Here is a 25,614-nt window from a genome sequence, read left to right as displayed (position 1 = left end):
CGGCAGTAACACCGTTATTCTGCGTTACCTTACACCCAGTTTTTTTAATTTACTTTGCAGCGTAGTCGGCTTCATGCCCAATAAATGTGCTGCACCGTCCCTGCCATAAATCTTGCCCTGCGTCTTCTTCAGCACCTTCTCCAAATAGAGCCTGCTCATTTCATCAAATGGCAATACCTCATCCGCAATATCCACCGGGGAAACCGCAGACTTTTTCTTTCGGGATTCTTCCTGACCTGATTCCAGAGCAAGCCGGAACACCCCTTGCCCGGAACGCAACAGCGACCGGCGCATGGTATCGTAAAAATCGTGAAAATTGCCTGGCCAGCTGTGATGCAACAGCCGTTCTCTGACCGGTTCGCCGATTTCGAGTTCACCCAGCTCTAACACCCGTGAGGCTCGCGATACCCAGCGATCGATCAGCAGGTCAATATCCTCCCTGCGCTGAACCAGCGGTGGTAGCAGAATCGTATCAAAACTCAAATGATAGTACAGCTCCATGGAAAACCTGCCGCGATTCATATGGTCCTCAAGCAACGTCCTTGTGGTTGCAATTATCCGAACAACCCTGTCCCCGGTGGTATTTCTCAGCCATTCAAGCAGTTTCTGCTGGTTCTTCAGTGAAAGCCTGCTGATCTCCAGAATCAGCAAGGTCAGCCGATCGCTGACAGCACCATCTGCGGAATCACCGGCACACAGCTGCTGAACCAACTCATCCTGCCTGCTTGCGGACGTGTCCGGGAGATCCCAGACCAACGTTTCAGCACCGTTCAGTTTTTCAGCCTGAACAACCTGCTTTGCAAGCGTCCGCTTTCCGGTTCCCCGCTCTCCACGAAACAAAAGATGGACATGCTTGTCGATAACCATGTCCAGTTTCTTCATCAAGGCTTTCATCAGAGGAGAATCGCTGACAAAAAGTGCCCCCTCACCAACAGCTGTTGTATCTACCCTTTTATCAGTTGCCATGGCTGCTTCTACCGGCTCTTTGTCCATGGGCTCCAGCGAAACCACGATAAACGGCAAGGGGCTGGACTTGACCGTAAAAATCCTGAACTCAAAAGAAAAAGTAATCGCCGATACCCTCCTGGAGTGTAAGCGACATATCGGTTCCGCCTGCCCCCCTCCATCATGACTCAACTCTGCAATCCGCTCCACAAGCGACGATATTTCATTTTTAATCCTTGAGTCGGCTGACTCCGAAGCCAGCACATATTCTTCCGGCGAATAGCCTAAAATCTCCTGCACCTGGGAGTTTACAAAAAACAAGTGCGCTTCCTCGTTATCATCAACTCTGAATAACATCACCAATCCCGGGATGTGATCCATCACTTCTCGCCAAAAAGAATTTGTCATCAGTCTCACCTAATGTTAATTGCAACGATATTTCGTCAGGCAACAATAGGCTTTTCGCAGCTCTGTTTCAATAACGATTTTCAGGTATTGGGACAACCGGGTTTCGTTGTGTCCAACGAAACGTAGCGGGCTCCACTGAAACGCGGAGGTGCCTAATCGGTAATCTCACGGATTTCTACCTCTAATATTTGAGGCGGTAGCAACGATGCCACCCGTCACGAACATTGCGACACTGGCCTAAGATCCGCGTCCAGGAAGTTCATGTCCTTCCGGATCCTCGTAATAATCCCGGAAATAGTGAACAGCCGCATAAATCAGCGGGGTGTCAACGAGAGCGGACAAAAACTTGAACAGGTAGGAGTTCAATATAAGAATTGAAAGTGCGGCAATGCCTGTTACACCATCGCCGAGATTGCCGGTGAAATAGAGAATGCTCAAAATGGCGGTGGAATCCACCAGCTGACTAACCATGGTCGAAGCGTTATTTCTGAGCCAGAGATGTTTTCCCCTGGTCAGGCGCTTCCAAAAGTGATAGAGCTGCACATCCACGGTCTGAGCTACAAGATAGGCGATCATGCTTCCTATGGTATTGCCGACCATGAACCCGTACACGTTGTCAAATAGCGGTGTCCCACCGCTGACCCCTTCGGCATCAGGCATATAAAAGTTGATGGTCATTACCCCGAGCATAAACAGATTCATCGCAAAACCCACCAGAACCAGCAACTGGGCTTTTCGCCGTCCGAACAACTCGGAAATGAGATCCGTTACAAAAAAAGTGGCCGGAAAAGCCAGAAGGCCTGCAGGAATAACCATTTCATAATAATCCCCTTCGCGTACCAGCTCCGGAACCAGCGGCAGTAGCCAGGCTGGAATATCCATGGAAAAAAGCCGGATGAACTTGGTCGTCCCAATGATATTGCCCATCACAAGTGCCGTCAGAAATACGGCACATAGCCCCAGAAACAATGCATCCCGTTTGTAACCCTCAGTGTGGCCCGACTTGGCGGACGTCTGTTTTTGTGTCATGCTCTCGCAGTAATCCCGGCTCTCTGCCTATGGAAATTCGCAGGAATCAAAAACCCCCACAAATATGTTCGTTAGTAACAGCGTTTTTCACTCCTATCATTCATCCATTGTCGTTTTTTTCCATGGAAAGCACTACTCATCCCCTTTCAGAGCCCGAACAAGTTATTCTTTGCGAACAGTTACTGAACTCGAATGCCGCCAATTACACCTCCGTCGGAGTGTCTGATCTTGCCGGTTTCGCCGGAGTACCGCTTGACAAGGCCAACACGCATTTTCGCAGCGCCAACGACTGGATCGATAGCTGCTACTGCCTGCTTGCAGAACGGTATCGGCAGATGACCAACCGTGTACCCGGTTATGAAGAGTATTCCACCGGAGAAAAACTGGTCAACTTTACCCTGACTTCCATGGACATGATGCGCGATTACCAACATTTTGTCGATGGAACGTTCCACCACTTCATTCTCAACCGTTTCACTGCATCCGCATTTGAAAAGGATGTGCAGCGTCTTTTTGAAGACTTTGTCAAACAGGACGGGAGAGTTGCCTATGCCCAGCAGATCTTGCTGATTTCGCCGTTCTATACACTTGCGGCCAGAGAGTACCTCCACCTGCTCGGGTACTGGATCAGTCATCCGAATTCCGAGGAAGAGATCATGGCACTTTGTGAAAAAAGCGCCCGACTACTGAACGAATTACTCTACAACGGCATTCTGGACAATGCTGCAGATCTGGGAAGGTTTCTCTATCAGAACAACTTCCTTTCTGTTACTACTCCGTTTGTTATTGTCCGGAGGCTGCTGCGATGGTAGGTCTCTGTGAACAACAAGCTTCCGGGGAATCCGGATATCCACAATACGTTTTCCAACAAGTATCTCCCAATGAATGATTTTCCATCCTCCCGTTTTGAGCGAGGCTCCCGCATAGCGCGTGCCGGATTGAAGCTGGGAACAAACTATGCCTTGCATCGCTTTAAAAGCTCATTTTTGGACGGTGATGCCAGACAGGATGCCCGCAAAAAGCTGCATGCGGCTAATGCAAAATCTCTGTATGACGAATTTTCCCAGCTTCGTGGAACGGCTTTAAAGCTGGCTCAGACACTGAGTCTTGACCATGGAATTTTGCCCGAAGAGTTCGCGGATATCATGTCCCAGGCTCAATACAAGGTTCCGCCCATCGGCAAAGCACTTGTTCGGCAGATCATAAAAAATGAGCTCGGTGATTATCCGGAATTGATTTTCAAGCACTTTGATCCGAATGCCGCTGCAGCCGCCTCCATCGGCCAGGTACATCGGGCCAAGCTTTATGATGGACGCGATGTCGTTGTAAAAATTCAGTACCCGAATGTCAGGGCAAGTATCTCATCCGATCTGGACATGGCAAAAATGGTATTCAAACGCATCGTTCAAAGTGAAAAAACGGACGACTATTTTGTTGAGGTCCGGGAGAGGATGATGGAAGAGACCGACTATCGCCATGAAGGGCGGCAAATCAGCACTTTTCACCAGCGATACAACGGTAAAGAGTTTGCAATTCCGGAATATCTGGAGAAATACTCGACGGCCAGGGTCCTCACTATGACCGCCATCAATGGCGAGCACCTGCCGGAGTTTCTTGCAAGAAATCCCTCTTCTCAAGAGCGGAACCGGTACGGCCAGCTTCTTTGGGATTTTTTCCACGCCCAAATCAATGACTCCAGGACGCTGCATGCCGATGCCCATCCCGGTAATTACCTGTTATGCAGCGACGGACGCCTTGGCGTGCTGGACTTCGGATGCGTCAAGGTGTGCCCATCTGATTTTTTCAGTGATTACGTTTCACTTCTCCCCGCACAGCTTGAAGCAGACCCAGAAACTCTCAGAGGGCTCTACATACGACTTGGACTCATCCATAGCAACGGAACCGATCCGGATTACGAAAACGACTTTTTTGAATTGTGCCGGAAATTTGGCGAGCTGGTAGTAGCACCATATCAACAAGACCGCTTTGACTTCGGCGACATGGAGTTTGGCAATATGTACAAACATCTGGCTGCCGAGGCTGTCCGCCAACCCGAGCCACGAGGTACTCATCACTTTGTCTATGTCACCCGAGCACATGTCGGCTTGTACCGGATGCTTATGCAGCTACAAGCTACGATATCGGCCGAACCCGGAAGATCCGGGGTCATGGAATGGGTCACGGGCGAGCAAACTGCAAACCCGGAACAGAATTAAATTATTGCTATTCAATCACTAACACCAAGACGGCCCGAATAGTGCAATCAATACTGCTCCTGGCATCACCTAGAAAGGCGGTCATGCATCACTGCTTGTTTTCGACCTTCTCCCCGCAGAAAGTGTCAAAAATCATGACAAGATCGTCGGCCACCTCCTGTGCTGTTCTTCCCTCGATCCGGTGACGCGGGACCATCGCTTTGATTTCGCCGTCCTTGAAAAAGGCAAAAGCCGGCGATGAGGGGGGAAAGTCGCTAAAGTATTCGCGTGCCCGTGCCGTTGCGTCCTTATCCTGGCCGGCAAAAACCGTGTACAGGGCGTCAGGCTTTTTCGAGTGACCAATTGCCAGCTTCATGCCGGGGCGTGCATTTCCCGCAGCACATCCACACACAGAATTGATAACAAGCAGCATGGTTCCTTTGGAGTCCTTAAAAACACGGTCAACTTCTTCCACAGTGGTTAACTCCTGCACTCCCAGGTCTGTGAGTTCTGTCCTCATCCAGGACGTATCCGGCCCCATTCCATATCCGAATTGCATAATTTATCTTTTTTAGTGAACGTTTCGGTGATTCCGTTAAAAAAACATAGTTTGTGCAACAAAGCGTTAGTGTAACAAAGCGAAACGCAATTAGTGCTCGATCCGACCGGAGTCGATTAATCCTGCAAACGCAATAATCTGACAGAAATTCTCTTTCCGTATCATGAAGTTATTACATAACCTGACAGTCGTCGCTACAGTCATTTTTCTGCTTTGTTCCTGCTCAACAACAACAAAAGTCACCAGTCAGTTCAAAGAGCCGGACAGTATGTCATTCGAATCCGATGCCGAAGAGCTATTCTCACAGATGAATCAGTTTGAAAGACATCAGCTTGACGGGATAGTTGTTCGAGTTGGTCACGATGCCTCCCATCTGTTCGTAATGGTTGATTTCGTGAATGCAAGACTCTACCAGCGAGCAAAAAATTTCGGATTCACCCTGTTCATCGACGGAGAAAGCTCATTCCAGCGGTCGTTCGGCATCACCTATCCAACCGGATTTTTCTACGAGCTGGGAAACTATTCCCAGGCGCGCAAACGCTATCTTGAAGAGCCGAATTGGGAAAACATGCCCGAAAACAGGCATATTGTTCGCGCAGCCCGAAACACCATGGCAGAGCGTGCTTTGCTGATTCAACGCAGGGGGCGCCGCGACAACATGCAACCGGCACCGGTTCCACTAGTCCAGCTTCGTGCACAGAACCTCTATATACATCATGATGATGAAGAGCACCGTGGCCGGCTCTTTTTTGCTGTGCCCCTGCAAGTACGGTCAACCAGTCAGTTTTCTCCGGACATCAGAGGGGGCAAAAAGGTTACCCTCGGTTTTGAAGTGGACCCGATCACCCTGCTCGACAAGGAGTCGGCACATTCGGCCCCGCTAATCACCAGCGAGAGCGCCTCGGGCCGGACCGGCACCGCAAGCGACCGGGACCAGGAACATAGAGAACACATTATTCTCCTGCAGCGCCGTATGGGAGATACGTTCAGCAAATGGATTGAGGTAACGTTCAGCAATCCGTAGCCAACTACCCCGAATGGCGCCTCTCCTGTGTATGTTTTGCCGGCAGCAGTAAGTTCCGGACATAAAAAAAGCCGGGATCATCCGCAGCGATACTTCATCCGCGGACAAACCGGCTTCAGTGGATCCGTTTATCAGCTGGTGGCTTTTTTGAAATTCTCTTCCACCTTGTCCCAATTCACGACATTCCAGAATGCGGCGATATAGTCGGGCCGACGATTCTGATAATTCAGGTAATAGGCGTGTTCCCAGACATCCAGACCGAGAATGGGCTCCTGCCCCTTCATCAGAGGGCTATCCTGATTCAAAGTGGAGGTTACCTCCAGCTTTTTGTCGGAATTTACCACAAGCCAGGCCCATCCCGAGCCGAACCGGGTTACTCCGGCATTGGCGAATTTCTCCTTGAAGTTGTCAAATGAGCCGAATGTACTGTCGATGGCATCGGCAACCGCCCCTTTGGGTTCACCACCGGCATTGGGACCAAGAATTTCCCAGAAAAGGGAGTGGTTGGCGTGTCCGCCGGCATTATTGATCACCGCCTGTTTGATATCGCTGCCGACACTGTCGATATTTTTAAGCACCTCTTCCACCGGACGGTCAGCCAGCGGATGTCCTTTCAGTGCGTCATTTGCTTTGTTGACATAAGTTTGATGGTGCTTGGTATGATGGATCTCCATTGTTCGGGCATCAATATGCGGCTCAAGCGCATCGTATGCATATGGAAGATCAGGAAGTGTAAAAGCCATAGTATAACCTCATCTAGTTTTTAAGTTGAACAGGTTGACTTGTCATTAGTTACGTACACCCCTATAACATTGCATCCACATAAATAATTTCTCTGAACGGCTCTCATTTTACTGCTATCTTGTAGGACATGAATTAAAAATTTTAACACAAGGCACCCATCCGACATGAGCAGAGATTATGATGTGATCATTCTCGGCAGCGGCCCCGCAGGTTTCTCCTGTGCCATGCAATCGGCCAAGTTTGACAAAAAAGCACTCATTATTGAAGCAAACGAACACTATCTGGGCGGTTCATGGATCAATACCGGCACCGTTCCCAGCAAGGCGCTGCGGGAAACGGCCAGCAATATTTTCAAGTACAGTTCCCGTTTCGGCGATACCGACGGGGTGAAACCGTACGACCGCTTCAAAATGCGGGATGTACTTAAATACAAGGATATTGTACTGGCCAGCGAGAACAGCGAAATCAAGGAAAATCTCATCAAAAACGAGGTGGATACGGAACTTGGTTTCGGGACAATCGTCGACCCGCACACCGTTGAAGTCAAAAAGGAGGACGGTTCGGTTACCCGTTTCACCACCGACTATATTCTGGTATCCACCGGCGGGCAAACGGTAACCCCGAAGAAGTTCGAAGTGGACCATGCCACCATTCTGGATAACCGCTCCATCCTTGACCTGAATTATATCCCAAAAAGGCTCGTCATAGTCGGCACAAATGTTCAGGCTGTTGAATTCGCCACCATTTTCACCGCCCTGGGCACCAGGGTAACCATCCTCAATGAAAAGGAAGACTATCTGGTGTTCCTCGACCGGGAAGCGAAGAAGGAGTTTGATGAAATCATCAGCGACATGCGTATTTCGGTTTTCAACAATACCGAAGTTATCGACATCAGCACCAACTCCCTCCGGAACTGTACCGAGGTAAAATTCAGGGAAAAGGAGACCGATAGCCTGCATGTCACCGAAACTGAACAGGTACTCTATTTTGGAGAGCGGAAGCCCAACACGCGAAATCTCGGCCTGGAAAGCCTGGACATGGAGTTTGACGAGCAGGGATTTATCAAGGTGGATCATCACTATCGCACCAATATCCCCTCCATTTTTGCCGCCGGCGATGTGATCGGGCATCCCGGCCTGGCCTCCGTCTCTTTTTCACAAGGGCGTATCTCCTCATGCAACATGTTTGGCGCCTCCAGCCTCGAGATGCACAGCAGCATTCCCTACGGCATTTACAGCATACCCGAAATCGCCAGTATCGGTCTCACCGAACGGGAGGCAAGGGCCCAAAGCAAGGATATCACCATCGGCCGCGCCTATTACCGGAATCTCACCAAGGCCAACATTTCACAGAGCCCGCGGGGTATTTTGAAACTGGTTTTTGAAACCGAGTCGTTGAAGCTTCTGGGCATTCATATTGTCGGTGAAGGGGCGTGCGACCTGATCCATATCGGACAGGCGGTGCTCCACTACAACGGAGATGTCCGTTATTTCCTGAATACCGTACACAACTACCCCACCTATTCGGAAGCCTACAGGATAGCTGCCTTCAACGGAGTCAACCGCGTCTATAAAAGCGGTGTGAAGTACAAAACGCTGCTGGACGACAAGTAGCAGGCGGCATAGCCTGCGGCAGCACGCCTATTTTTTTCCTGTTTGCGGTGCCAGGCGGATGTGCAGTTCTTCGAGTTGCGCGGCATCGACCTCGCTCGGGCAGTTGTCCATCAGGCTGATGGCACGCTGGTTTTTCGGAAATGCAATAACCTCCCGGAGGCTTTTGGCTCCCGTCAGCAACATGGCCACACGATCCAGTCCCAGGGCGATTCCGCCATGGGGGGGCGCTCCGAATTTGAACGCATCCAGCAGGAATCCAAATTTTTGCCGGGCTTCCTCCTTGCCGATTCCGAGCGCCTCAAACATGCGCGATTGAACATCGGAGTTGTGGATACGAATGGAACCTCCACCGATCTCGCTGCCGTTCATCACCAGGTCATAAGCCCGTGCACGAACTTTTTCGGGGGCGGATTCCAGTTTTTCCATATCCTCTTCATGCGGCGAAGTAAACGGATGGTGCATCGCGTAAAAACGGCCGTCTTCCTCGTCATATTCCAGCAACGGGAAATCGGTAACCCAGAGCAGGTTGTATTTGGAGGTGTCGATCATGTCGTACTCTCCGGCTATCAGCAGCCTGAGATCCCCCAGCTGACCGTACACGGTGGTTTTGGGTCCGGCCAGGATCAGGATCAGATCCCCCTTCTCTGCACCGCTTTTTTCCACCATTTCGAGCGTGATCTCTTCAGAAACAAACTTGCTGACGCTGGAGTACACCTCTTCGCTGTTATTCTTGATGTAGATGAGTCCGCCGGCCCCGATTTCATCCTGGGCTCGCCGGGTAAGGCGGTCCATGACGCCCCTGCCGAGAGAACCCTTGCCGGGAACAACGAAACCAACCACAGCGCCGCCGTCGGCCACCGTTTTTGAAAACACCCGGAATTCCGATTTCTTCACGATATCGGAAAAATCGACGAACTTCATGCCGAAGCGGGTATCGGGTTTGTCGCTGCCGTAGGTGGTCATGGCCTCATGGTAACTCATCCGCGGAAAAGGTGCGGAAACGTCGACACCTTTGGTCTCCTTGAGGATGCGTTGCATCAGGCCTTCACCCATCCTGTAAATTCCCTCTTCGTCGACAAACGACATCTCCACGTCGATCTGGGTGAATTCCGGTTGACGATCGGCCCGGAGGTCCTCATCGCGGAAACATTTGACGATCTGGAAGTAACGGTCCATGCCGGAGACCATCAAAATCTGCTTGTATGTCTGCGGACTTTGGGGAAGGGCAAAAAACTTTCCGGGATTGACCCGGCTGGGCACCAGGTAGTCGCGCGCGCCCTCGGGCGTACTGCGCATCAGAAAAGGGGTCTCGATCTCGGCAAAATCATTTTCATAAAAATAGTCGCGCGTGCTTTTGTATATAGCGGAGCGCAGCAGCAGGTTTCGCTGCATGGCGGGACGGCGCAGATCCAGATACCGGTATTTCAGGCGCAAATCCTCGTTCGTCTTCACCTCATCCTCGATCTCAAACGGCGGGGTTTCCGATTTGGAGTAGAGGACAAGCTCCCTGACCCGCAGTTCGATGTCACCGGTTTTTACATTCGGGTTGATATTCTCGGGATCCCGGCCTCGCACCTCACCCTTAACACCAATCACAAATTCCGAGCGCAACTGATCGGCCAACTGATGGGCCTCCTGGTCATCCTGGGGTGAAAAAACCACCTGTGTTATTCCGTAGCGATCGCGCAGATCAATAAAAATCACGCCGCCAAGGTCACGGCGCGTATCCACCCAACCATTCAAAATTGCCGTTTCGCCTGTCATTTCGCGGGTCAGTTCCCCGCATGTGTGTGTTCTGAGTAATGTCATGTCCAGTTTCAATCAACGATGAGTTAAAAATACCAACCAGTATCTGTTACTTTGGAGTGCTAAAGTACGAATATTGCAAAACAATCGCTTGGATACGACTGCGGAGCTGCAGCCGGCCATATACCGCTCCTCCCGCCCGGCACAAAAAAACCCTGAGGCATGCAGAGGTGATCAATGATCATGCATCAGGGTTTTGACTTGCGTAGCGTGGGGCGGAATTGAACCGCCGACCTCCGGGTTATGAATCCGACGCTCTAACCAACTGAGCTACCACGCCAATTATTTACAGATGCCAAATATAAGAAAAATCATCCGCAGAGAAAACGTAGGGTTAAAAAAACTTATTTCGACAGATTGATTTTGCGGATGAATATGGAAGCGGAATGCGTTATTTTCATCTTTCTGTACAACTGGCGGTACACGCGTTTAATTACAGTGCTTACGGCCAGCCTTCCATTATTATTCCTACCTGAAGTCATGGCAAAAAAAATCACGGAAAGATCAAAAGATTATTCACAATGGTACCTTGATGTGGTACGGGAAGCGCAGCTGGCATCTCACTCTCCTGTCAGGGGGTGTATGGTCATCAAGCCGAACGGATATGCCTTGTGGGAAAACATGCAGCGACAGCTGGACGACATGTTCAAGGAGACCGGTCACAGCAACGCCTATTTTCCGCTCTTCATCCCGAAGTCGTTTCTTTCCAAAGAGGCGCAGCATGTAGAAGGATTTGCCAAGGAGTGTGCCGTGGTTACTCACAGTCGGCTGGTCAATTCCGATCACGGGGTAACGGTGGATCCGACCTCCCGGCTGGAAGAGGAGTTGATCGTGCGTCCAACATCCGAGACCATTATCTGGGACACCTATCGCGACTGGATTCAGTCGTACCGTGATTTGCCGATTCTGATTAACCAGTGGGCGAATGTGGTTCGCTGGGAGATGCGCACGCGCCTGTTCCTGCGCACGATGGAGTTTCTGTGGCAGGAAGGGCATACCGCCCATGCCACCGAAGAGGAAGCGCGGGATGAGGCCTTCCAAATGCTCGAAGTGTACCGGACCTTTGCCGAGGAGTACCTGGCGATGCCGGTTGAAGTCGGCGTCAAGACCGAGTCCGAGCGGTTCGCAGGGGCGGTCGACACCTTTTGCATCGAGGCGATGATGCAGGATGGCAAGGCGCTTCAGGCGGGAACCTCCCATTTTCTCGGACAGAATTTCGCGAAAGCCTTTGACGTCCGCTTCCAGGACAGCGACGGCAAGGAGAAATTTGTCTGGGCTACCAGCTGGGGCGTATCCACCCGTCTGATCGGCGGGATGATCATGACCCATTCCGATGACAACGGACTGGTGCTGCCGCCGCGTCTGGCACCCGTACAGGTCGTCATCGTACCGATCTGGCGTAATGACGAGGAGAAGGCGAAGGTCTCCGGGTATGGCAGCGCGCTGCTTGCATCGCTTCGCGAAGCCGGTATCCGCGTGCGTTTCGACGACCGCGACCAGTACAAACCTGGCTGGAAATTCGCCCAGCATGAAGTGGAAGGCACGCCGCTCCGTATCGCCATAGGCCCCCGGGATGTCGCCAACAACAAGGTAGAGCTTGCCCGGCGCGATACGCTGCAAAAAGAGATTGTCGATCGTGAAGGCCTCGAACAACGCATCCCCGAACTGCTGGAAACGATTCAGGCGGATCTCTACAAGGCCGCGCTGCGCAGAACCAGGGAACAGACCCGTACCGCCGACTCCTACGATGAATTCAAGGAGATTCTTGACACCCATGGCGGCTTTGTCTACGCGCACTGGGATCGTACGGCAGCAACCGAGGAGCAGATCAAAAACGACACCAAAGCGACCATCCGGTGTCTGCCCCTCAAACCTGAACCACAACCCGGCAAATGCATTCTGACCGGAAAAGAGTCACCTTTCCCGGTACTGTTTGCACGTTCTTACTGACGCAACCCTCAATGATCATTGAGACCGGTGTCCACTATGTTACCTTCCAACAGCTACTTCCGCTTGTCGCTGGCCACGGCCGATCAAAGCCGGCAAGTGGATCAGCAGACCATAGAGTCGTTTGGTATCCCCGGCGAAACCCTGATGGAAATCGCGGGAAACCGGACAGCCGACATTATCCGCTCTGATTTCCCCGCCGGAAGCACGATTCTTGTCGTCTGCGGCAAAGGTAACAACGCCGGAGACGCTCTGGTAGCCGCGCGGCTTTTGCTGGATGACGGCTATCGCATTATTCTTGTACCGGCACTTGGACTGGAAGGCTGGTCGGATGACGCCTCCCGGAACCTGAAGAGGCTTCGCCGGCTTGCCGAAGGGATGGGAACGGAACTGGATATCCGGACTGAGTGGAACGTTTCCGATGACCCTGCCCGCACAGCCGACCTGATTGTGGACGGCATCTTCGGCACCGGCCTGCGCAGTGAAACAAGAGCCCCCGTATCGGATGTCATCCACCAAATCAACTCCTGCGGAAAACCGGTCTACGCGCTGGATCTCCCCTCCGGACTGCATTGCGACACCGGCGAGCGCCTGGGGCATACCGTCAAGGCGGACAAAACCCTCCAGTTCGGCGTCCGCAAGCTGGGCTGCTACATCGGCCAGGGACCCAATTTCTGCGGCAAACGGCTTCTGCTGGATCTCCCGTTTCCCAACCGGTACAAATCCGGCATATCCGTCAGGCTGCTGGATGAAACCCTGGTTCCGGAAGACCTCCTCGCAAAACGTGGCGCAGACGACCGAAGCTCCCTCCACAAATACAACAACGGGGTTGTCCATGTCATTGGCGGGTCGGCCGGTCTCACCGGAGCCCCGCTCTACGCCGCCAAAGCGGCATGGGCCCTGGGGATGGGAGCAGTCACCCTGATCCACCCCTCACAGTGGCTGCAGACCATGGATGTGCAGGCGCCATCGCTCATCAAGCATCCGGTGGGACCTGCAAACAGCGTCAGTTTCACCGAAAAAGATTCCGGACAGGTTCTTGATCTCATCTCCGAAAAGAAGGGTGTTACCGTAATCGGCCCCGGCATCGGGCGGGATCGCCAGACCCTGGCTTTTGTCGCAAAGGTAATCCGGAAGAGCGAGGGTCCGATTATAGTGGATGCCGACGGACTCCTTGCCGTTGCAGAAAACCCGGAAGCCTTCACGGAACGAAAAGACCCCGGCTCGGTAATTCTTACCCCGCATCCCGGAGAGCTTAAAAACCTTGCCGGAACTGCTTTTGCAAATGACTCGGAACGACTTCAGATGACCCGGTCGCTGGCACAACGCCTCGGTTGCAACATCGTCAGCAAAGGAAACCCTGTCATGGTCCATTGCCCACGGCCAAATCAAACCCTCATCACCGGATATGATACATCCGTTTTTGCGCGGGCCGGTTTCGGAGATATACTTGCAGGCCAGATTGCAGCGTTCATGACTCATGACAGCGACACCATAACCGGCTGTGAACTCGCACTGCTCCATGGATATCAGCACATTTCCACTCTCGCATCCAGGGGCAAACTCTTTCCGGAACCATCAGACTTCACATGACAGACGCATTACACCGCTATCAATCCCTGAAAAAGGCCATTCCGCCTGTATTTGTCCTGTGGACACTGCTCATGCTGGCTCTGACACTTCTTCCGGCAAACACCATCCCCGAAAGTTCGCTCTTTTCTTACGACAAGGTCGGTCATTTTGGCATGTTTGGCGGCTGGACCTTCTTTCTAGGCCTCTATCTTATTGTCTACCGCGAAAGAACTGAAACGAGCCTGCTGCTGCTTTTGATCGCCGGAGTGCTGTTCGGCGGTATCATCGAAATCCTCCAACATTATATTCCAGGCAACAGAACCGCAAGCTGGGGCGATTTTATCGCAAATTCACTGGGAGCTATTACTGCCTGTCTGGTCCTGCTCCCCCTTAAGCGATACTTACGTCGGCAATAGAAGAATAATTCCTCTGTTTTTTAGTTATATCCTGACTTTCACATATAACAAAAAGGTAATTTGCTTAAAACGTAATTTCTGCTTTATTTTAAGCTTGCCAAAAAACGACATATAATAAGGTTTCATGTCTGCTTTAGAACGAAAAAAACCGGCTGCTGATCTCAGAAGAAGCTATATCATAAACATTCAGGTCGGAATCATTGGTACGCTGCTGATCTTCATCACCATCTTCAAAGTTAATCTAGATTTCACGGGTGACTTCGAGATCATTGAAAGGGATCAGGATGTGATCGAGATGGAAGAGATCATTCAGACCGAGCAGGAGACCACCCCGCCTCCGCCGCCCAGGCCGCCCCAACCGGAGCCTGTGCCCGATGATGAAATCATAGAAGACCAGTTTTTTGATCTGGATACGGATCTTGACCTGGATGCACCCATGGAAATGCCGCCTCCGCCGCCTCCGCCGGACGATGAAGAAGAGGAGCCGGAAATTTTCCAGGTTGTTGAAGATATGCCCGAACCCATCGGCGGACTCCAGGCCATCTATAACAATATCGTCTATCCGGATGCCGCACGCAGAGCAGGGATCGAGGGCCGTGTGATCGTTCAGTTCGTTGTGGATGAGAATGGAAATGTGACCAATCCCCAGATTATTCGCGGGATCGGCGGTGGCTGTGACGAAGCGGCCATTGCTGCCATTCAGTCGGTGGAATGGACGGTCGGAAGACAGCGGGGACGGGCGGTTCGCGTTCAGTTCCAGCTTCCGATCATGTTCCGGCTGGCAGCCAATAATTGATCCGGCAATAATATCCAGACCTTCGGGCGACCCAGGGGCTGAATATGGAATACGGGCCGAATCCAATCCGGTGAATTCGGTCTTGTTGCGCTTTATCTCTGTCGCACCTACTCCACAGCCTTGCAAAATCTCCGGATCACCACTTTCAGGTTCTCGAAATGAACCTTTTCAATCGCGGTGGCCGGAAGCATCCACCGCAGGTCTTCGATTTGTTCCTCATGCTGCGGCTTCAGATTCGCAGTCTTGCATTGCATCGCGTACCACCGGGTCCGCTTTTGGTACATCACCCCGTTTTCAAGATAACTGTGATTCGTTGTTCCGAGATCGCCGGTAATGTGAACTCCCGCGCATCCGGTCTCTTCCTCAACCTCTCGTACCGCCCCTTCTTCGATCGACTCCCCCTGCTCGATCTTGCCTTTCGGCAGATCCCACACACCCCGCCGAAAGATCAGCAGGATGTCACGGTCTTTGCCACCTCCGCGGAATACAACCCCACCGCCGGCCTCGATTAACACTCCCTCTTCCATAACTGCGGTCCGTTACTCCTCCTCCGGCTTGCTGAGCTGCGCATATTTGTTTCTCATCGTTTTCAGTGTATCCGACAGGTAGCTCGACATCTCGTCCGTCAGATTTCCTGAAGTGAACTTCTGCAGCATATTCAGCGTATCAACCGCATACTTGACGGCTTTCGGATCCCTGGATTTTTTGCCCGTTGCCGGGTTTTCCATCTCTCCCAGGCCCATCATGGCTATCTGCTGATGCTGCTGAACCAGCATCATGAAGAGTACCTGATCCTGCTGTTCTGGCGTAACTTTTCCGGATTCGTTCTCCGACATTTTCATCTCCTGTTATTAATTGAAAGTAAAATAATTAAAAGCGCTATCATCCGCGGCCGCACCTTCACATTGGCCGTCAATTTCGTATTTTAGTCTGCATACCGGATCGCATCATCCGTCAACATAATTTTCCTCTTTTATCGAATATGATTACGATCAAGCCATTCAAGGCATTACGCCCGGCACCGGGCCGGGAAGAGCAGGTCGCCTGTGTTCCCTACGACGTCATCAACACCAGCGAAGCACGCCAACTGGCTGAAGGCCGACCGGACAGCTTCCTTCATGTCATCCGCCCTGAAATAGATCTTCCGAAAGAAACCGAACTCTATTCGAATGCCGTGTATGAAGCCGGCGCATCGAACCTCAAAAATATGCAGAAAAACGGGGTTCTCATACTGGAATCTTCCCCTCAGCTCTATTTGTACCAGCAGCAAATGGGTACCCACACTCAGACCGGGCTTTATGCGTGCGTTTCGGTAAAGGACTATGACGAAGACCGGATCAAAAAACACGAGCTTACGCGGCCTGACAAGGAAGATGACCGGACCCGCCACATCCTCACACAGCGGGCTCATGCCGAACCGGTCATGCTGACCTGCAAGGCCGACAGCACCATCACCCGACTCACAAACAAAATTCTCTCGGCCAGGGAACCGCTCTATTCGTTTACCGCCTCCGACGGTGTCATCCACAGAGTCTGGCAGATAACCGATCCACAGCCTTTTGTTGATGCTTTTCGGTCGGTGGATGCCCTCTATGTCGCTGACGGCCACCATCGCTGCAAAAGCGCGTCAAGAGTGGCGGAAACGCTTCGCAAGGATGATTATGGTGATGACGAGTTCGAGTTTTTCCCCGCCGTAATCATCCCGATGGATGAAATGCGCATCCTCGCATACAACCGCCTGGTCCACAAGACCCCTTCGGACTTCATGGAGAAGCTGAACAGTGCGTTCGAATTGGCCCCCGATGTTCATCCGGTTCCCGACAAACCGGGCCGGATTTCACTTTATTCCGGCGGCCGCTGGTATGGCATGGATCTGCCCGAAGACCCTGCCGGCGAAGCCGTTGCACAACTGGATGTTTCGCGCCTGCACAAGCACATCCTGCTGCCGCTGCTGGATATCGAAGATCAGCGAACCGACCCCAACCTCTCCTTCGTGGGGGGCATCAGAGGAACCGGTGAACTGGAACGAGCCGTTGACACCGGCAAGGCGGAGCTTGCCATCAGCATGTATCCAACCAGTATCGATGAATTGATATCGGTTGCCGACAACCATCAGTTAATGCCGCCAAAATCCACCTGGTTTGAGCCGAAACTGCGCTCCGGCTTGCTCGTCCATACTTTTTGAACGAGTTCGCACGAACGCATCCCCCTCCCTGAACCCTCCTTCTACAGACGATTAAACCCTGACGATATGAACCAGAAACGAGCTCACAATTTCAGCGCCGGTCCGGCCGCCCTCCCCCTGGAAGTACTCGAAAAGGTGCAGGCGGAAATGCCGGATTACCGCGGCGCAGGCTCATCCATTATTGAAATGAGTCATCGCGGACCTGAATACACCGAAATTGACCGCCAGGCGCGGGAACGTCTGGGCCGACTGCTCGGACTTGGTGACGATTATGAAATTTTGTTCTACCAGGGCGGCGCAAGTTTGCAGTTTTTGATGGTGCCCTACAATTTCAACTACGGCAAAACTGCGGATTACATCAATACCGGAATCTGGTCAAAGAAGGCCATCAAAGAGGCCCGTTTGTTTGGGGATGTACATGTGGCATTCACTTCCGAAGACAGCAACTTCAGCCGCGTGCCGGCCAACGAAGAGCTCTCCTTTTCCGGAAAGGGAGAGTATGTCCACTTTACATCCAACAACACCATCTATGGTACCCAGTTTCGAAATGAGCCCGATTCGCAAGGAGTTCCGCTCGTTTGCGACGCTTCCTCCGACTTTTTATCACGGCCGGTCGACATCCGGCGCTATGGGGTGCTCTATGCCGGCGCACAGAAAAATGCCGGTCCGGCCGGACTCGCCATAGTAATTCTGCGCAAGGATTTTCTTGAAAAAGCACGTAAGGAGAATGTTTCAAGCATGCTCTCATACCCCACCCAGGTAGGTACCCTGTTCAACACCCCACCAGTATTCGGTGTCTATGTCTTCAATTATGTCCTGGAGTGGCTTGAAGGCAAAGGCGGACTGGAAGCCATCGACCGGCTGAACCGGGAAAAAGCACAGATCCTCTATCAGGAAATTGACAAGGACGATTTTTATCAGGGCAACGCGGAAAAGGCTTCCCGTTCACTGATGAACGTCACCTTCCGCCTCAGGAGCGAAGAACTGGAGAAGGCCTTTGTCGCCGCGGCCAAAGAAGCCGGCATGAGCGGTTTGAAAGGGCACCGAAGTGCGGGTGGAATCCGGGCCAGCATCTATAACGCCTGCCCGAAGGAAAGCGTGGAGGCTCTGGTTACGTTCATGCAGGAGTTTCGCGGGAAGCACGGCTGATGCCGGGATGCCTGCTTGCTTGACGGTTTCTGATTGCAGGCGGAATGATTTCGCCGGAAGTCAGGTTGGTGGCGGCCGATGCCGTGTGAAAACGATAATTGCCACCACACTGCGTGCTTGCCGGTCGGATCAAAAACCAAAGTGCCCGAGAAAGCGTGAAAACGCGTCCGGTACGAGCAACAGGGTGTAGACCGCGCCATACAACGCTCCCGCAATATGCGCAACATGGTTGACATTATCGCGGCGTCGACGTGACTCAAAATAGCTGTAAAGCAGAAAGAGACCGCCGAAAATGATGGCCGGTATACCGATCGGGATAAAAATGATATAGATCTTGTTGAGCGGAAACATGACAATGTACCCGAACAGTACCGCTTCCACTGCGCCGGATGCGCCAAGGCTGGCATACCTCGGGTTGTTGCGCTCGATGATGAGGGTCGGCAGACTCGAAGCCACAAGGGCGGTTGCGTAAAGCGGCAGGAACAACCCGGTACCGATCTCCTGCTCCAGGGTGGGCCCGAAAAAGAAGAAAACGAACATATTTACCAGCAGGTGCGACCCGTCAGCGTGGAGAAACCCTGATGTGACAAGCTGGTGCCACTTCCCCTCGCGCCACGCCTCATACGGTTTCAGCATTCCCCGGTACTGCCACTGCGGTATGGCATACCAGGCCATAAACGTGATGATTACAGTAAGGAGTAAAAGCAGCAGTGCGGTCATTTTCCGGATGGTCAGAGTTGGGTCTGAAAAAGCCAAAGATACAAAACGGTGGCCTCCTGTCACAAAACGAAACGCTGTACGGCCGCATTTTTCTCAGATACCTGTGCGGGACAATGGATAAAATTGAGATATGGCCGCTTCGATTTGGCTGACGGAGCGGTTGATGACCGGCAATGTGATGACCTTATAACATCAGAAACAAGTAATATCAGGCAGTAACATTCCGGCCTGTCACGGTTTTACCAAAACACGAAACTCCGTATATTTATACTTGCCGCAATTCGGAACCATGTTGTCATCGAAACATGAGCAGCCGGAAGGCCGGCGAGTGCCGGATACAGGCGGATGACACCGTAACTTTATCCGGAAAACCGCAAGCCGAAGTAGCTCAGCTGGTAGAGCAATTCACTCGTAATGAATAGGTCGTCGGTTCGAATCCGATCTTCGGCTCCTACCAAGGAACATAAAGATATAACACACAAGTGTTTATCATAATATTATTTACGTGTGGTGTAACTATGGTGTAACATTTCTCTGGTTATTTCAAACTGAAGTGGAATTCTTCCAACATAAAAGCTGCTCGTCATAAGCTGAGCTGAATCAGATAATTTCAAAACCGAAATCCCACGCAAGCACCTGCTGCGTAGTGATTATCATATAAATGTTGCATACCTGAATGTAATTTTTCCCGGGAGCAACTATCAGCTAAAATAAATTTTCGCCCCCACAAAGCGGTGGCGAGGGCCTTCGCCCCCCTGCGGGTCGGTCCGGCAATGAATCAAAGTGCCGTTAATCCTTAATGCAGCGCACAGAAAGACCACCCACACGTCTACCGGTACCGCCCATGTCGGCATATTCGCTATGTAAGCGGAAGCTAAAACTATAGCCATTCTATTCCGCTGCCTGGGGATTCGGTATCCGGCAGGACATGGGTTATTGACCCCGTCTACCCCTGCCAAAGCTTGTCGTTCCAGGGCGAATGTCAGTTCCCTTGAATTGCGGTAGAAAGGATAAAGCTGTCATGGCCCGGCTGGTCGGAGCTGTTCAGCACAATGGTCGGCGGCGAATTGCGCATATTAGACTTGATGGTACCCGTTTCACTTGCTTGTATTTGCAATTAGTTTTTAATTGGGATATTCAACAGTCCCAGGCAATTAATTCATTTACCACTTATTGAGGGTGCTGCGGTGCAAAAAGAATATGAATCAGCGAATGAAACCCCGAATTGGGATATCCTGCATGATGATCATATTGAAGTAATTAATTTTTCAGACGGTAGTGCGCTCTATTTCAACAACGGACATGCAGTCATGTTAGTTGAAGCGGTAATTAGTCTTCAGCCACTACATAACACCTTCAGATGACAACAGGTAGCTTAAACTGATCAATTCCATTAAATCAGTTCCAAATCTACTTATTCCCTAAATCACTATTCAGAATCTGTCATGCAAACACAATTTGATTATATCACTTCCCTGGCAAAGCAATATGACGAATACGCATCAAATGATACTCATCTATATGATGCCCTGAATCAGTTATCAGAAACCGAGCTTGAGAAAATTTACGCTGAGTATGTCGATCCACTACAAAACTTTTATCCTGTGAATCTGCTGAGGGCTGAAATAATCACAAGACTATTGAATGGCGATAAGATCAACGGGGATACAACAGAGGAAATAAAAAATATCATTCGTAGCAAGGACAGGTCTTCATTGACCCATTACAGCAGTGAGCTGCTTGATCAAATGGATCAGTATACTATGGGAAAGCGGGATATGTTTGCAAATTGGCAAAATCCCTGGAACATTTACCATACCTTTTTTTACAGAGGAACAGTAAAGGAGACAACGCAGAAGTATCTCGAGCAAATCGTTTTAAAATTGATTGCTGATCTCAACCTAACGGACTATATATCACATGTCGTTGATTTTCAGGGACCGAGCAACTTCGGCAGCACAATTTGCTGGATTGCACTCTACCCTGAAACAAGATATTCACACAAAGATGCTTACCAGTTATTCACTCGATTGGCAAAAAAATCTGATGCTGGTCGCATGGCAGGGCACGCACTTAAAAAACATGAGCCAAACGATCTCTCCATCGTCAACAGCTATGATGATATCAGGGGCAAGCTCAAGTCAATAAGAGAGAATACAATAACCCTCAACAACCAATTCCGGAACTATTTCAAACTTTCCCCTGGCCCTCAGGCATTTCAATGGGAGTCATTTTTGAACGAAGGCGAAGCAGCCATTAGCTTCATCGACGCAGACCTGAATTCATTTTCAACCCGAGAGGAGTTCCTGCAAGCATCGGATACTTCTTCATATGGAAAAAACAGTGCGGCTTTAAGTGCCTGGTTATTTAAACAGGCCAGGATCAACGATCTCATCTTTGCAACACAAGGAGTGAATACCGTTGTTGGAATTGGAATTATTGACGGCGACTACTACTATCAGGAGGATGAAGCCGAATACAAGCACCGCAGAAAAGTTACTTGGATAACTGACAAGTTATTCCAGTATAAATCGCGCGATTTTAATAATTATCGAAATCTATTTAAGCCGGACATTTTCGGCCCCACCAGAGTCTGGGAGTACGTCTTAGACAGCTATATCCGACTCTATCCGGATTTGAAAGAAGTTTTTGATAAGCATGACCTCCCTTACCATGCACCATCATCAGGCCCTGTGAAAGAACCTCGGCCTGAGGATGAACCGAGAGAAAACGGGAATGAAGAACTTGAAGAGTTACAATCAGAGAACTTTTGGTGGCTAAACGCCAATCCTAATATTTGGTCTATAAGTGATTGCGAAGTTGGGACCGTGCAGACCTATACGGCCAGAAATGAAAAAGGAAACAAACGTAGAATTTATAAATATTTCGAAGCTGTTCAGCCAAGCGATCTGGTAATCGGATATGAAAGCAGTCCGGTTAAACAGATAATTGGCCTGTTTCAGATTACCAAGCCACTGCATAGCACCGAGGACGAAGGTGAGGTCATCGAGTTTGAACTGATTGACAAATTGAATATTCCGGTCCAATGGGTAGAACTGCTAAATAATCCAGCACTGGAGAACTGTGAGGTTTTCAAGAACAACCAAGGCAGTCTTTTCAAACTGAGTGAGGATGAATTTGACATCATCCGGGAAATGATGGACAACAAAAATATTGTCACTGTTCGGGAGGAGCAAAAGTCAAAAATCAGGCCCTATGTTTATGAACAGGATCCGGACAAACCATTCTTGTCCACATCACAGTTTGAAAAAATCACAAGACTGCTGAAAAGAAAGAAAAATATCATATTACAAGGTCCTCCGGGTACCGGGAAAACATTTCTTGCAAAAAAACTCGCTTATCACATCATAGGAAGGATCGACGATACCAGCATCGAAATGGTACAGTTCCATCAGTCTTACAGTTACGAGGACTTCATCCAGGGATTACGTCCGAGCAAGAAGGGCGGTTTTATTTTGAAGAATGGTGTTTTCTACAACTTCTGCCAGAAAGCCCACGCTCATCCAAAACGAAAGTTTTTTTTCATTATAGACGAAATCAACCGCGGCAATCTCAGCAAGATATTTGGTGAGTTGCTCATGCTAATAGAGCCGGACAAAAGAGATAAAAAACACTCCCTTAAACTAACCTACTCCGATGATGATCTTGACTTTTTCTTTGTCCCCGAGAATGTACACATTATTGGCACCATGAATACAGCAGACCGGTCCCTTGCAATAGTAGATTATGCCTTGAGAAGAAGATTCTCATTTATAAATCTGGTTCCCGTCTTTGATCATAATTTCAAATCATTATTAAAGGAACTAGGGGTGTCCGGCAATTTGATCAACCATATCTGCTACAGGGTACAAAATCTAAATCACGAGATATCAAGGGATGCAAGTCTTGGAGCGGGATTTCAAATTGGTCACAGTTACTTCTGCTCCTACAAACCAGGCCAAAATGAATCTCAGTGGTATACTGATGTAATTGATCACGAAATAAAACCCATGCTCGAAGAAATCTGGTTTGATGATCAGCAAAGAGTTGACAAGCTTGTTAATAATCTTCTGGAGGGCCATGAAAATCCCAATTGAAAATATCTACTATTTACTCTGCTATGCCTGGAACAAGCTCGATGAGGCGGACAGAGTTCAGGTGTCAGCGAAAGATCAGGCTCGACTGCTGGATCTCTTTGCCCGAGTATTGATTAATGGAACCCGAATACTTCTCAAACGTGGCATCGATAAAGCGTATGTCAATGAATCGATAGAGGTACCCGGCGTCAAGGGCAAAGTAGAGATCAGCGAAACCTATAAATCAGGCCTGTATCTGAAACAACGAACAATATGCAGCTTAGATGAGTTTTCCATCGATATCATCACAAATCAAATCTTACTAACTACTCTTCGAACCTTATTAAAAGCCCCTGAACTTGCTGAGAGTCACAAGGCGGATGTTGTATCATTAATTCAAATGATGCCGGATATTCAGACTCTCGAAGTCAGCCAAAAGTTGTTTAAACAAGTCAGGATTCACAGGAACAACCGTTTTTATTCTTTCCTTATTAATGTCTGTCAGCTCATCTACGAAAACAGCCTCCCAACAGAAAAGCCCGGTGAGTGGCAATTTGCTGACTTTACAAGAGATGAAAGGAAAATGGCCAGTTTATTTGAAGCCTTTCTTTACAATTTCTACAGGATTGAATACCCTTCATGGTCTGTTGGCAAACCCCATATCAAATGGCAATTAGAATCTGTGAATGATGCCGACTCTGAGTACCTGCCTCGAATGGAGACTGACATCACTATAGAAAACGACCAGGAGGTGATCATCATCGACGCTAAATACTACCAGGAATCCCTCGCAGGGCAACACGGCAGTAAAAAGATTCAAACCGGCAACTTATATCAGTTGTTTAGCTACCTTTTGAACCAGAGAGATGGATCAAGCAAAAGACAACGGACACGGGGCATCCTGATTTACCCCACAGTCAGTTATTCTTTAGATTTACGTTACAATTTTGATCAGCACCCTATTGAAATTAAAACCGTTGATCTGAATACAGATTGGAAAGAGGTTGAAAAACAACTGAGAATTATTGTGTGCCAACATCATTCATGCTAACAGGTGATGCAATTATGTTAGAAAAAATAATTGATGAATTGGGAGAGTTGGTTTTTTGCCTCCTCAAATCAAGGGATGGCATAGACCTTGATCCAGCATTTTTCATTGTAAATTTGAAATAATTGATGCAAGTGAATGATCCTCATCAAGTTCTTTTACTATATTTTCTGATTTTTCTGTTTCATCTTTGACAGTATAGCCGCTTTCCTCATCGACACTTACAACAGAAAGCTGCTTCTCTGCATCATAAAACTCGACATTCAAGTCATACAGGATACTAAAAAATAAATTCTTATCTATTAATTTATCATCAATAGGTTTAAGCCAACCTTTTTTTATGGCTTCATATGCAAGTAACCATTGTTCTGAGGACAAAACTGTGTCAACTAACATGAACTCAAGTTCATAAAAGTCAGGTTCTCCAATCACCATTTCTCTTTCTTTAGCCAAAAAAAGCAAGATTAAGCAAGATGTCGTATCCCCTAAATTAATGACGATATTTGCAATTTTTTCATCGATCATAATGTCAAAACTATGAGCCATCCAAAGTGCCCATGACACTTCAAAATGATGATTCATCTTTGACTGCTCAGTTAAAACATAATAGACCAAGTTTTTTATATCTCTACGTGATTGATAGTCTAATTCTTTTTTATAAGTCAAAAGTATTCTATTTACTACATCAAGCACTGACGGTTCAATCATCGCACTTTTAATCAGCAGGCATTCAAATGTTTTCCAACTTTTTGAATTTATCTTTTCCGTTCCAAACTCAAACCTCTTTAGCGCATATCTAAAAACCCAATCTGTTCTTTTTGATTTTTTTTCAGCAATTCGCCATAAGAGACTGAAATAATGCTTTACGCTATTTTCTTGATTTGTCTCTTTAAACTGAAATTGAAATAGTTCTGCCACCCAACTTTCTTCAAATCCCAATGGAAACTTCCTTATCTCAATCTTTGATTCGTTAACCTCCAATTCAAATTCATTAAGTGCTCTTTGAAGTCCTTTTAAAACTTGGTCCGCCTCATCAAGTGTATTTACAAAAAGATAATAGTCGTCATAATATCTACACGCAGATAAATTGAAATTCGAATATTCTGATTGAAGAATAGAATCTATTCTTGTTGCAATTATTTCAGAAATGACGTGAGAGGTGTCCGGACCTATAGGTATGCCAATGGATTGTCTATCTTGGCATGAGCGCACTGCTATATCAATATCATTTGCGAGTTTATATAATAAAGCCTTCTCATCACCGGAGTCATACTTTTTTTGGAATTCAGGCTTCGACATTGAAAAATAATTCTTTGCAATACTTTTACCTAAAGTCGCCCATGTTATTGAATGTGTATAAACAGATGGATAGAACTTAGATA

At 49.2% G+C, this 25,614-nt stretch carries 21 protein-coding genes and 2 tRNA genes; 13 read left to right on the top strand and 10 right to left on the bottom strand.

Features of this window, described 5'->3' with window-relative positions; all coding sequences use genetic code 11:
* Positions 1 to 24: 24 nt before the first annotated feature.
* Both QA596_12475 and QA596_12470 read right to left on the bottom strand, forming a co-directional pair.
* On the bottom strand, positions 25 to 1,302 hold the full coding sequence (locus QA596_12475; protein MDG5768271.1) for a sigma 54-interacting transcriptional regulator: 1,278 nt from the start codon (positions 1,300 to 1,302) through the stop codon (positions 25 to 27).
* A gap of 288 nt (positions 1,303 to 1,590) precedes the next feature.
* Positions 1,591 to 2,382, bottom strand: coding sequence for a queuosine precursor transporter (locus tag QA596_12470; GenBank protein MDG5768270.1), 792 nt, complete (start codon positions 2,380 to 2,382; stop codon positions 1,591 to 1,593).
* A 122-nt stretch (positions 2,383 to 2,504) separates the two neighbouring features.
* Between QA596_12470 and QA596_12465 the strand changes: the two genes are divergently transcribed.
* Positions 2,505 to 3,194, top strand: a complete 690-nt coding sequence (locus tag QA596_12465; protein MDG5768269.1) for a hypothetical protein — start codon at positions 2,505 to 2,507, stop codon at positions 3,192 to 3,194.
* Positions 3,195 to 3,263: 69 nt separating this feature from the next.
* Positions 3,264 to 4,598: an AarF/ABC1/UbiB kinase family protein gene (locus QA596_12460; GenBank protein ID MDG5768268.1), complete on the top strand. Its 1,335-nt coding sequence runs from the start codon at positions 3,264 to 3,266 to the stop codon at positions 4,596 to 4,598.
* An 88-nt stretch (positions 4,599 to 4,686) separates the two neighbouring features.
* Here the strand turns inward: QA596_12460 and QA596_12455 are convergent, their stop codons facing one another.
* Positions 4,687 to 5,136, bottom strand: a complete 450-nt coding sequence (locus tag QA596_12455; GenBank protein ID MDG5768267.1) for a BrxA/BrxB family bacilliredoxin — start codon at positions 5,134 to 5,136, stop codon at positions 4,687 to 4,689.
* Between the two features lie 268 nt (positions 5,137 to 5,404).
* On the opposite strand from QA596_12455, the gene QA596_12450 reads away from it, so the two are divergent.
* The gene (locus tag QA596_12450) at positions 5,405 to 6,160 is read left to right on the top strand and encodes a hypothetical protein (GenBank protein ID MDG5768266.1); all 756 of its coding nucleotides are present in this window, start codon (positions 5,405 to 5,407) and stop codon (positions 6,158 to 6,160) included.
* A gap of 131 nt (positions 6,161 to 6,291) precedes the next feature.
* On the opposite strand, the gene QA596_12445 is transcribed toward QA596_12450, so the two are convergent.
* Complete coding sequence (locus QA596_12445; protein MDG5768265.1) at positions 6,292 to 6,903, bottom strand: superoxide dismutase; 612 nt, start codon at positions 6,901 to 6,903, stop codon at positions 6,292 to 6,294.
* A gap of 165 nt (positions 6,904 to 7,068) precedes the next feature.
* Here QA596_12445 and sthA point away from each other — a divergent pair, with 165 nt between their 5' ends.
* Positions 7,069 to 8,517, top strand: a complete 1,449-nt coding sequence (gene sthA, locus QA596_12440; protein ID MDG5768264.1) for a Si-specific NAD(P)(+) transhydrogenase — start codon at positions 7,069 to 7,071, stop codon at positions 8,515 to 8,517.
* Positions 8,518 to 8,544: 27 nt separating this feature from the next.
* Here the strand turns inward: sthA and aspS are convergent, their stop codons facing one another.
* Positions 8,545 to 10,326: an aspartate--tRNA ligase gene (gene aspS / locus QA596_12435; GenBank protein ID MDG5768263.1), complete on the bottom strand. Its 1,782-nt coding sequence runs from the start codon at positions 10,324 to 10,326 to the stop codon at positions 8,545 to 8,547.
* 203 nt (positions 10,327 to 10,529) lie between these two features.
* A tRNA-Met gene (locus QA596_12430) sits at positions 10,530 to 10,603 on the bottom strand.
* Between the two features lie 200 nt (positions 10,604 to 10,803).
* Here QA596_12430 and proS point away from each other — a divergent pair.
* From proS to QA596_12410, 4 genes are all read left to right on the top strand, one after another.
* A complete protein-coding gene (gene proS, locus QA596_12425; protein MDG5768262.1) occupies positions 10,804 to 12,273 on the top strand; it encodes a proline--tRNA ligase in 1,470 nt (489 codons plus the stop codon).
* A 36-nt stretch (positions 12,274 to 12,309) separates the two neighbouring features.
* Positions 12,310 to 13,863: an NAD(P)H-hydrate dehydratase gene (locus QA596_12420; GenBank protein MDG5768261.1), complete on the top strand. Its 1,554-nt coding sequence runs from the start codon at positions 12,310 to 12,312 to the stop codon at positions 13,861 to 13,863.
* Positions 13,860 to 14,258 carry a VanZ family protein gene (locus tag QA596_12415; GenBank protein MDG5768260.1) on the top strand — a complete coding sequence of 133 codons (399 nt, stop codon included), beginning with the start codon at positions 13,860 to 13,862 and terminating at the stop codon, positions 14,256 to 14,258. Before QA596_12420 ends, QA596_12415 begins: the two co-directional genes overlap by 4 nt.
* Before the next feature lie 124 nt (positions 14,259 to 14,382).
* Positions 14,383 to 15,054, top strand: coding sequence for an energy transducer TonB (locus tag QA596_12410; protein ID MDG5768259.1), 672 nt, complete (start codon positions 14,383 to 14,385; stop codon positions 15,052 to 15,054).
* Positions 15,055 to 15,161: 107 nt separating this feature from the next.
* Here QA596_12410 and QA596_12405 read toward each other — a convergent pair whose 3' ends face one another.
* Both QA596_12405 and QA596_12400 read right to left on the bottom strand, forming a co-directional pair.
* Positions 15,162 to 15,581, bottom strand: coding sequence for an NUDIX domain-containing protein (locus QA596_12405; GenBank protein ID MDG5768258.1), 420 nt, complete (start codon positions 15,579 to 15,581; stop codon positions 15,162 to 15,164).
* Between the two features lie 12 nt (positions 15,582 to 15,593).
* On the bottom strand, positions 15,594 to 15,890 hold the full coding sequence (locus QA596_12400; protein ID MDG5768257.1) for a DUF1844 domain-containing protein: 297 nt from the start codon (positions 15,888 to 15,890) through the stop codon (positions 15,594 to 15,596).
* Positions 15,891 to 16,036: 146 nt separating this feature from the next.
* On the opposite strand from QA596_12400, the gene QA596_12395 reads away from it, so the two are divergent.
* The gene (locus QA596_12395; protein MDG5768256.1) at positions 16,037 to 17,239 is read left to right on the top strand and encodes a DUF1015 domain-containing protein; all 1,203 of its coding nucleotides are present in this window, start codon (positions 16,037 to 16,039) and stop codon (positions 17,237 to 17,239) included.
* A 66-nt stretch (positions 17,240 to 17,305) separates the two neighbouring features.
* Positions 17,306 to 18,388: a 3-phosphoserine/phosphohydroxythreonine transaminase gene (gene serC, locus QA596_12390; GenBank protein MDG5768255.1), complete on the top strand. Its 1,083-nt coding sequence runs from the start codon at positions 17,306 to 17,308 to the stop codon at positions 18,386 to 18,388.
* A gap of 129 nt (positions 18,389 to 18,517) precedes the next feature.
* Here serC and QA596_12385 read toward each other — a convergent pair whose 3' ends face one another.
* Positions 18,518 to 19,144 carry a rhomboid family intramembrane serine protease gene (locus QA596_12385; protein MDG5768254.1) on the bottom strand — a complete coding sequence of 209 codons (627 nt, stop codon included), beginning with the start codon at positions 19,142 to 19,144 and terminating at the stop codon, positions 18,518 to 18,520.
* Between the two features lie 341 nt (positions 19,145 to 19,485).
* On the opposite strand from QA596_12385, the gene QA596_12380 reads away from it, so the two are divergent.
* The 3 genes from QA596_12380 to mcrC all read left to right on the top strand — a co-directional run bounded on the left by QA596_12380 (position 19,486) and on the right by mcrC (position 24,235).
* Positions 19,486 to 19,558, top strand: a tRNA-Thr gene (locus QA596_12380).
* 995 nt (positions 19,559 to 20,553) lie between these two features.
* Complete coding sequence (locus tag QA596_12375) at positions 20,554 to 23,205, top strand: AAA family ATPase (GenBank protein MDG5768253.1); 2,652 nt, start codon at positions 20,554 to 20,556, stop codon at positions 23,203 to 23,205.
* Complete coding sequence (gene mcrC / locus QA596_12370; protein MDG5768252.1) at positions 23,189 to 24,235, top strand: 5-methylcytosine-specific restriction endonuclease system specificity protein McrC; 1,047 nt, start codon at positions 23,189 to 23,191, stop codon at positions 24,233 to 24,235. The genes QA596_12375 and mcrC overlap by 17 nt, the downstream gene beginning before the upstream one ends.
* A 102-nt stretch (positions 24,236 to 24,337) precedes the next feature.
* Here the strand turns inward: mcrC and QA596_12365 are convergent.
* A partial coding sequence (locus QA596_12365) for an RNA-directed DNA polymerase (protein ID MDG5768251.1) occupies positions 24,338 to 25,614 on the bottom strand: 1,277 nt, incomplete at its 5' end.

Source organism: Balneolales bacterium ANBcel1 (assembly GCA_029688905.1).
In the GTDB taxonomy this organism is placed as follows: Bacteria; Bacteroidota; Rhodothermia; order Balneolales; family Natronogracilivirgulaceae; genus SLLW01.
The sequence above is the reverse complement of the archived record's forward strand: the minus strand, read 5'-3'. Positions and strand labels throughout refer to the sequence as shown.

What these genes read in the sequence shown, in the direction of transcription:
- QA596_12475 (MDG5768271.1), bottom strand. Translation starts at nt 1,302, where the DNA reads ATGTTATTCAGAGTTGATGATAACGAGGAAGCGCACTTGTTTTTTGTA.
- QA596_12470 (MDG5768270.1), bottom strand. Translation starts at nt 2,382, where the DNA reads ATGACACAAAAACAGACGTCCGCCAAGTCGGGCCACACTGAGGGTTAC.
- QA596_12465 (MDG5768269.1), top strand. Translation starts at nt 2,505, where the DNA reads ATGGAAAGCACTACTCATCCCCTTTCAGAGCCCGAACAAGTTATTCTT.
- QA596_12460 (MDG5768268.1), top strand. Translation starts at nt 3,264, where the DNA reads ATGAATGATTTTCCATCCTCCCGTTTTGAGCGAGGCTCCCGCATAGCG.
- QA596_12455 (MDG5768267.1), bottom strand. Translation starts at nt 5,136, where the DNA reads ATGCAATTCGGATATGGAATGGGGCCGGATACGTCCTGGATGAGGACA.
- QA596_12450 (MDG5768266.1), top strand. Translation starts at nt 5,405, where the DNA reads ATGTCATTCGAATCCGATGCCGAAGAGCTATTCTCACAGATGAATCAG.
- QA596_12445 (MDG5768265.1), bottom strand. Translation starts at nt 6,903, where the DNA reads ATGGCTTTTACACTTCCTGATCTTCCATATGCATACGATGCGCTTGAG.
- sthA (MDG5768264.1), top strand. Translation starts at nt 7,069, where the DNA reads ATGAGCAGAGATTATGATGTGATCATTCTCGGCAGCGGCCCCGCAGGT.
- aspS (MDG5768263.1), bottom strand. Translation starts at nt 10,326, where the DNA reads ATGACATTACTCAGAACACACACATGCGGGGAACTGACCCGCGAAATG.
- proS (MDG5768262.1), top strand. Translation starts at nt 10,804, where the DNA reads ATGGCAAAAAAAATCACGGAAAGATCAAAAGATTATTCACAATGGTAC.
- QA596_12420 (MDG5768261.1), top strand. Translation starts at nt 12,310, where the DNA reads ATGTTACCTTCCAACAGCTACTTCCGCTTGTCGCTGGCCACGGCCGAT.
- QA596_12415 (MDG5768260.1), top strand. Translation starts at nt 13,860, where the DNA reads ATGACAGACGCATTACACCGCTATCAATCCCTGAAAAAGGCCATTCCG.
- QA596_12410 (MDG5768259.1), top strand. Translation starts at nt 14,383, where the DNA reads ATGTCTGCTTTAGAACGAAAAAAACCGGCTGCTGATCTCAGAAGAAGC.
- QA596_12405 (MDG5768258.1), bottom strand. Translation starts at nt 15,581, where the DNA reads ATGGAAGAGGGAGTGTTAATCGAGGCCGGCGGTGGGGTTGTATTCCGC.
- QA596_12400 (MDG5768257.1), bottom strand. Translation starts at nt 15,890, where the DNA reads ATGTCGGAGAACGAATCCGGAAAAGTTACGCCAGAACAGCAGGATCAG.
- QA596_12395 (MDG5768256.1), top strand. Translation starts at nt 16,037, where the DNA reads ATGATTACGATCAAGCCATTCAAGGCATTACGCCCGGCACCGGGCCGG.
- serC (MDG5768255.1), top strand. Translation starts at nt 17,306, where the DNA reads ATGAACCAGAAACGAGCTCACAATTTCAGCGCCGGTCCGGCCGCCCTC.
- QA596_12375 (MDG5768253.1), top strand. Translation starts at nt 20,554, where the DNA reads ATGCAAACACAATTTGATTATATCACTTCCCTGGCAAAGCAATATGAC.
- mcrC (MDG5768252.1), top strand. Translation starts at nt 23,189, where the DNA reads ATGAAAATCCCAATTGAAAATATCTACTATTTACTCTGCTATGCCTGG.